We start from the raw sequence: 7,375 nt of genomic DNA on the forward strand, positions 1-7,375 counted from the left end.
GCGGCATCAACCGGCTCAAACGCCACCGGGCGGTCGCGACACGATACGACAAGCTAGCCGTCCGCTACGAAGCAACAGTCACCATCGCCGCGATCAACGAATGGCTGCCCCGATAAACTTCCCAAACAGGCCCTAACGGCGAACGATCTCGCCGTGCGGGCCCGTGCGGCCTGTCCGGCCTGTCCGGCCTGTCCGGCCTGTCCGGCCTGTCCGGCCTGTCCGGCCCATGCGGTCGCCGGGAGCGGCGGTCTCGCGGTTACCGGCCGATAGGGTCAGGACTGGATCCCGCGACGGGCGCAGTGACATCGCCACACATCTGGCGAGAAAAGTACCCGGCGGGCCGGACCAGACTGCGATGGGAACAACGGATCGATGACTACGACCCAGTCGACCACCGGCGAGCTACCGATCCCGGTGGCGGGGGCCGCCACCTCGGGCGGGCGGCAGCGCACGGCCATGCGCACACATCTGTGCGGTGATCTGCGATCGGATCACGTTGACCAGACCGTGACGGTGTGTGGCTGGGTGGCGCACCGCCGTCAGCACGGCCAGTCGCTGACCTTCGTCGACCTGCGTGACCATTCCGGGATCATTCAGGCGGTCGTCGACGGCTCGGTCGACGTCCGGACCGAGTACGTGTTGCGGATCACCGGTACCGTCGCCGTCCGCCCGGAGGGGACCGCGAACCCCGCCCTGGCCACGGGCGAGGTCGAGCTACGCGACTGCGAGGTGCAGGTGCTCTCGGTCGCGACACCGCCGCCGTTCCCGCTGGACGATCGAGCCGACTCCGTCGATGAGACCATTCGTCTCGCCTACCGCTATCTCGATCTGCGCCGTGACCGGATGCAGCGCAACCTGCGGATCCGCTCGGCGGTTCTTGCGGCGATGCGCTCGGCGCTCGCCCCGCTGGACTTCGTCGAGGTCGAGACGCCGCTGCTGATGCCCTCGACACCGGAGGGAGCGCGGGAGTTCATCGTCCCGTCGCGCCAGTTCCCAGGCAGTTTTTACGCCCTCCCGCAGTCACCCCAGCTTTTCAAGCAGTTGCTCATGGTGGGCGGGACGGATCGCTATTTCCAGTTCGCCCGATGTCTGCGCGACGAGGACCTGCGGGCCGACCGGCAGTACGAGTTCACCCAGCTCGACCTCGAGATGAGCTTCGTGGACCAGGACGACGTGCTCGGCGTGACGTCGGCGGCGGTTTTGGCCGCGGCCCGGGCGGTGACCGGCGGCCCCGTGCTGCCGATCGAGCGGATGTCCTGGCACGAAGCGATGAACCGCTTCGGGGTCGACAAGCCGGACCTGCGGTTCGGCATGGAACTCATAGAGCTGACCGCGGTCTTCGCGAGTAGCGGTTTCAAGGCGTTCGCCGGGGCCGAGGCCGTCAAGGGAATCCGCGTACCCGGCGGGTCAGCCTCGCACAACCGGCGCAAGCTCGACGATCTCACCGCGCGGGCGAAGGGACTGGGTGCGAAGGGCCTGGTCTGGATGCGGGTCGGTCCCGGCGGCGAGCTGGAGTCCCCGGTGGCGAAGTTTCTCGCCGCCGAGGAACTCGCCGGCATCGTCGCGGCAACCGCGGCGGTGGCGGGCGACCTTCTTCTCCTGGTCGCCGACGAGTGGGCGACCACCTGCGAGGTGCTCGGCCAGCTTCGCAACGATCTGGGCCGCCCGCCGGCCGGCGAAGGTCCCTTGCGGTTCGTGTGGGTCGTCGACTTCCCGCTGTTCGTCGGGGTGGATCCCGGCACCGGACGGCCGAAGCCGGGGCATCACCCCTTCACCCGTCCGCACCCCGACGATGTGGACAAGCTGGAGACCGATCCGCTCGCGGTGCGTAGCCGGGCGTACGACCTGGTGCTCAACGGCTGGGAACTCGGATCTGGCTCGATCCGGATCCATGAGAGCGATCTCCAGCAGCGCATCTTCGGGATCCTCGGAATCTCGCCGGCGGAGGCGAAGGCTCGATTCGGCTTCTTCCTCACCCCTTTCGGCTACGGGGCGCCACCGCACGGCGGATTCGCGGTGGGGATCGACCGGTTGGTGGCGATCCTCGCCGGTGAGGAGAACATCCGGGAGGTCATCGCTTTTCCCAAGACCCAGTCGGGACTCGACCCGTTGACGGGCGCCCCGACGCCCGTGACCGATCGTCAGCTGCGTGAGCTGGGGGTGCGGGTGGTCACTGCACCGGCACCGGCACCGGGACCGGGACCGGGCCCGGTAGCCGTCTGAGCGCGTCGGGCCCGGCCGATGGGCGGTGAGGTGGTCGGGCCGGGCATTGCCGCGACCAAGCCTTTGGCCAGCTCCCCGGTGGGGGGTGGTGGGGTAGGAACGGGCTGAATGGGGTAGTCACCTTCTGCCGCCCGTGAGCCGACCTGCTGCCCGTGAGCCGAGCCGGTGGGTGACGGCTGTCTGGTGCTGGTACCGACCCCGAGATCCCGACCCGAGGAGGCTAGGTGCAGATCCCTTTCTCGTCGTCGTCGAGCACCAGTCTCGGCATCGAATGGGAGCTGCAGCTCGTCGACCAGCAATCGCGCGAACTTCGCGGCGAGGCCAGCGGGATTCTTCACGAGCTGCGGGCGAAGGCCGGGGAGCGCGAGGCGGCCAAGGCCAAGCACGAGCTGTTCGAGTCGACCATCGAGGTCGTCACCGGGGTCTGCGACTCGGTGGAGGAAGCGACCGCGGACCTGGCTGGAACCGTCTCGCTGCTGCGCGATCTGGCGGAACGGCGCGGGATCGGGCTGATGTGCAGCGGCACGCATCCGGCCAGTGACTATATGGGGCAGCGCATCACCGAGGATCATCGCTATTTCCGGCTGGTCAGCCAGATGCAGTGGTTGGCCCGGCGGCTGCTCATCTTCGGCGTCCACGTACACGTCGGAGTGCGGTCTGCGGACAAGGTCATGCCGATCGTGAACGCTCTGATGGCCTATGTCCCGCATTTTCTCGCCCTGTCGGCGTCGTCGCCCTACTGGCTGGGCGGAGACACCGGGCTGGCCTCATCCCGATCACAGGTCTTCGCGAGCCTGCCCACCGCGGGACTGCCGTACCCGTTGGAGGACTGGCCGGGTTTCGAGTCGTTCATGGAGACACTGATTGTCTCCGGCACCATCGAGACGATCCGCGAGGTCTGGTGGGACATTCGCCCACATCCCAACTTCGGCACCGTGGAACTGCGGGTCTGCGATGGTCTGCCGTCCCTGATGGAGGTGGGGGCGGTCGCGGCTCTCGCGCAGTGCCTGGTTGACCGCATGAACACCCAGATCGATCGTGGGTATCGCCTCCCGACTCCGCAACGATGGCTCGTGCAGGAGAACAAGTGGCGAGCGGCCCGGTACGGTCTGGACGCACAGATCATCGTCGATGGTCGGGGCGGTATCCGGCCGGTCCGGGACGAGATCACCGATCTCGTGGAGGATCTGCTTCCGGTCGCCCACCGCCTCGGTTGTTCATCCGAGCTCTCCGACGCGCTGACCATCCTGCGGACGGGCGCGAGCTATACCCGGCAGCGGGACGCCGCCCGGCGGGCCGGTGGAGATCTCATCCGGGTCGTCGATACCCTGCTCGAAGAGATGAACATGGGCCGTCCGGTAGTCGACGGCTAGACACGTCGGCGAATACCCCGAACCGCACGCGTTCAGGGCCCGCGTGGCGTGTGCAGGGAGGAGCCCGGCCGGCAGATGAAGGTTGACGAGACCGCGGCGGTCGCCGGGTGGGTGGCCGCGCACGAATCCGAGCTGATCGCGTTGCGTCGCGATCTCCACGCCCACCCGGAGCTCGGCCGGCGGGAGCACCGCACCGCCGAGCAGGTCGAGGCGCGACTCCGGGCCGCGGGACTGTCGCCGCAGCGCCTGCCGGACCTTCCTGGCCTGTGGTGTGATATCGGTCTCGGCGTCGATCATGATCCAGACGCTCCTGTGATCATGCTGCGGGCCGACATGGACGCTCTTCCGCTCTCGGATATCAAGGACGTGCGGTACCGCTCCACCGTTCCGGGTGTGGCTCACGCTTGCGGACATGACGTGCACACGACCGTGGCGCTCGGCGCCGGACTCGCGCTTGCCGAGATCGCACGCGTGTCTACGCTGCCCGGGACCGTGCGCCTGGTGTTCCAGCCCGCGGAGGAGCTCATGCCGGGCGGCGCGTTGGACGTCATCGACGCGGGAGTGCTGAAGCCGGTGACCACGGCGATCGCGGTGCACTGCGATCCGGCGCTCGACCTGGGCATGATCGGTCTGCGGACGGGTCCGATCACCTCTGCCGCCGATGCCGTCGAAATCACGTTGGCCGGGCCCGGCGGTCACACCTCCCGGCCACAGAACACAGTCGACCTGGTGTACGCGCTCGTCCGCCTTGCGGCCGATCTTCCTGCCGCGTTGGGGCGACTAGTCGATCCCAGGTCGGCGCTCTCCCTGGTCTGGGGTCAGGTGCAGGCGGGAACCGTTACCAACGCCATCCCTCGAACCGGTCAGCTCCGAGGCACGATCCGCACTTTGTCCCGGGAGACCTGGGAGAGCGTGCCGGCGCTGGTCACTCAGGTTGCCGAGCAGCTCATCGCACCGTACGGAGCACAGATCGTGGTCGACTACCGGCGTGGCGTGCCGCCCGTGGTGAACAGCGTGGATGTCGTCGAGGTCCTTCGGACCGTCGTCGACCGTGTGTTTGGTCACGGGGCCTCCAGCATGGTGGCGCAATCGCTTGGTGGCGAGGACTTCGGTTGGTATCTGAACCACGTGCCGGGGGCCTTGGCCCGATTGGGCACTCGGACACCCGGCGGCCACACCTACGACCTTCACCAGGGTAGCTTCGACGTGGACGAGAGAGCGATCGGTGTGGGCGTGAAGCTGCTTGCCGGCGCGGCTCTCGATCTGCTGACACAGACGCCACCGGCGCCGTGATGCGTCACGCAGTCGGTCGCGAACGGAGCTCGGCCACGTAGTCGGCGGGTGCCCCAGCCTTCTCCGCGGAATCGGCGATCATCTCGAGGTACCGGCGCGACGGGAGTCCTCCCTCGTAGGCGTCGAGAACATACGTCCAGGCGAGAGCCTCCCCATCGAGGGTGGAGACCCGCACCCGGATGCGGGTGTACAGGCCGGTGTCCGCGCCTTCCCAGACGTCGAGCCGTTCCAGGTCGTAACGGTCGAGGTCGTACAGAAGGACGTACGCGTGGGCACCCGGAGCCTCGACGATGGTCGGCAAGGCTCCATCCCAACCGACGTTCTCACCGCCGAACGTGAGGCGCCAACCGTTGATCCATCCAGTGCCGGTCACGGGCGAATGCGGGGCCCGCTCCTTCATCTGCGCCGGGTCGAGGTTGCCGGCGTAAGCCGCGTACAAGGTCATTGTGATCTCTCGGAGGGTTACGGTGCGTGATTATAACTGTAATTTCCGCTCATGAAAGGAGGAAGATGGCCCTACCTGACATCGCTGATGTCGGACTCCGTCTGCGATCCTACGGAGCCTTCCGCACCGGCAGGAGAGCGGCCGCGGCGGCGGGGCAAGATGATAAGGAAGCGATACCGGATCGGGAGGGCACGTGACTCGCATCATCATTCTTGGTGGAGGGCCCGGAGGCTACGAGGCGGCTCTCGTTGGAGCCTCACTCGGAGCGACGGTCACCGTCATCGACTCGGACGGGGTCGGTGGTGCCTGTGTGCTCACCGACTGCGTCCCCTCCAAAACCTTGATCGCGACTTCGGAGACCATGACGAACCTTGCTCTGGCTCCCGGCCTGGGTGTCCGCCCGCATAGTCTCGGCCCTGGGCTGGAACCGGCGTTGCCCCCCGTGGCCTGGGGGATCAGTACCGGCGCGGACTCGGGCACCCGGCCGCTCACGCCCCCGGAGGTCGTCAATGTGGATGCGGAGCAGGTGTACGAACGGGTCCGTGATCTAGCCAAGGCCCAGTCCCTGGACATCGAGCGCCGGCTCGAGCGCGAGAAGGTCGATGTCGTGCACGCCTCTGGGCGTCTTGTCGGGCCGCACGCAATCGAAACCAGCGCCGGTGAAACCTTCGTCGGCGATGTGATTTTGATCGCGACCGGCGCCTCACCACGCGATCTCCCCACGGCCCAGCCGGATGGTGAGCGGATTCTCACCTGGCGACACCTCTACGACCTCAAGGAGATACCCGAACATCTGGTCGTCGTCGGTTCCGGCGTCACCGGAGCTGAGTTCGCCAGCGCGTATCGGGCGCTTGGCGCCGAGGTCACGCTGGTTTCCTCGCGCGAACGCGTGCTGCCGGGGGAGGACCCGGATGCTGCCCGGGTCATCGAGGATGTGTTCGTGCGGCGTGGGATCGAGGTGCTCAACCGATCGCGGGCGGCGTCGGTACGGCGCATCGGGGACGGTGTGATCGTCGAGCTGACCGACGGCCGGACCGTCACGGGAAGCCATGCTCTGATGGCGGTTGGTTCGGTACCCCGCACCAAGGGCCTCGGGCTGACTGACGTGGGGGTGCGGCTTGGGCCTGGTGGGCATGTGAACGTGGACCGGATGTCGCGGACCTCGGTGCCGGGTGTCTACGCGGCCGGTGACTGCACTGGAGTCCTCCCGCTCGCATCGGTCGCCGCGATGCAGGGGCGTATCGCCATGTGGCACGCCCTCGGCGAGGCCGTCACACCCTTGCGGCTCGGGACGGTGTCGTCCAACATCTTCACCGAGCCGGAAATCGCCACCGTCGGAGTCACGCAGGTGATGAAGGACACCGGGGCAGTCGCAGCCGAGGTAACCACAGTTCCGCTCTTGCGGAATCCGCGGGCGAAGATGATGGGTATTGAGGACGGCTTCGTGAAACTGTTCTGCCGTCCGGGGAGTGGAAGCGTGCTTGGCGGTGTTATTGTCGCGCCGCGTGCATCCGAACTCATCCTCTCTATCTCGCTCGCGGTCGAACACGGTCTGACCGTCGATCAAATCGCACATACGTTCTCGATCTACCCGTCGCTCTCCGGCTCGATCACCGAGGCGGCTCGCGTCCTGCGTACGCGCGACTTCTTCGCGGGATTCGACAACCCGGAGTGAGCAGGGGCCCGGCAGGACCGCATGCGGAACCTCCTGCCATGTCGGGCTGCCATGCCGGGACGACGGCCGGCGCGGCGAGTACTGCCGACGCCTGCCTGCGGAGAAGGCTACGAGCAGGGCTTTTCCACCGGGCCGCGTCTGGGGGATCGTCTGTTCCCGTAGGCGCGGCCGGCGATGTCCGCGGGATGGAACCGGTTCGCGGCGTGGCTCTGACTCTCGGGCCGACGTGCCGAAGGCATCATCGTCTGAAGCATGCGGGTGAGTAAGAGGTCCGGGTGTCGTGTCGAAAAAGACACGGCGGGAAGCCCGGGACGGCCGGCCGCCCCGGGCTCACATGGCTCTTCGCGGAAGGTAAACATTCACGTA

5 protein-coding genes and 1 pseudogene are annotated in these 7,375 nt (G+C 67.3%); 5 read left to right on the forward strand and 1 reads right to left on the reverse strand.

What is annotated here, in order from left to right:
• From AC08OQ_RS15835 to AC08OQ_RS15850, 4 genes and pseudogenes are all read left to right on the forward strand, one after another.
• Window positions 1-116 (forward strand): annotated as a pseudogene (locus tag AC08OQ_RS15835) (IS5/IS1182 family transposase); the annotation flags it as partial.
• 256 nt (window positions 117-372) lie between these two features.
• Window positions 373-2,223 (forward strand): aspartate--tRNA ligase, encoded by a 1,851-nt coding sequence (gene aspS / locus AC08OQ_RS15840; RefSeq protein ID WP_476601734.1) that lies wholly within the window; start codon window positions 373-375, stop codon window positions 2,221-2,223.
• A 224-nt stretch (window positions 2,224-2,447) separates the two neighbouring features.
• Window positions 2,448-3,596: a glutamate--cysteine ligase gene (locus AC08OQ_RS15845; protein ID WP_462203016.1), complete on the forward strand. Its 1,149-nt coding sequence runs from the start codon at window positions 2,448-2,450 to the stop codon at window positions 3,594-3,596.
• Between the two features lie 75 nt (window positions 3,597-3,671).
• Window positions 3,672-4,889, forward strand: coding sequence for an amidohydrolase (locus tag AC08OQ_RS15850; protein WP_476601733.1), 1,218 nt, complete (start codon window positions 3,672-3,674; stop codon window positions 4,887-4,889).
• 4 nt (window positions 4,890-4,893) lie between these two features.
• Here AC08OQ_RS15850 and AC08OQ_RS15855 read toward each other — a convergent pair whose 3' ends face one another.
• Complete coding sequence (locus AC08OQ_RS15855; RefSeq protein WP_011435148.1) at window positions 4,894-5,334, reverse strand: gamma-glutamylcyclotransferase family protein; 441 nt, start codon at window positions 5,332-5,334, stop codon at window positions 4,894-4,896.
• A 193-nt stretch (window positions 5,335-5,527) separates the two neighbouring features.
• Here AC08OQ_RS15855 and AC08OQ_RS15860 point away from each other — a divergent pair, with 193 nt between their 5' ends.
• Complete coding sequence (locus AC08OQ_RS15860) at window positions 5,528-7,009, forward strand: NAD(P)H-quinone dehydrogenase (protein ID WP_476601732.1); 1,482 nt, start codon at window positions 5,528-5,530, stop codon at window positions 7,007-7,009.
• Window positions 7,010-7,375: the final 366 nt, after the last annotated feature.

It is taken from the genome of Frankia sp. CcCS3 (genome assembly GCF_977927575.1).

What these genes read in the sequence shown, in the direction of transcription:
- AC08OQ_RS15855 (WP_011435148.1), bottom strand. Translation starts at nt 5,334, where the DNA reads ATGACCTTGTACGCGGCTTACGCCGGCAACCTCGACCCGGCGCAGATG.
- aspS (WP_476601734.1), top strand. Translation starts at nt 373, where the DNA reads ATGACTACGACCCAGTCGACCACCGGCGAGCTACCGATCCCGGTGGCG.
- AC08OQ_RS15850 (WP_476601733.1), top strand. Translation starts at nt 3,672, where the DNA reads ATGAAGGTTGACGAGACCGCGGCGGTCGCCGGGTGGGTGGCCGCGCAC.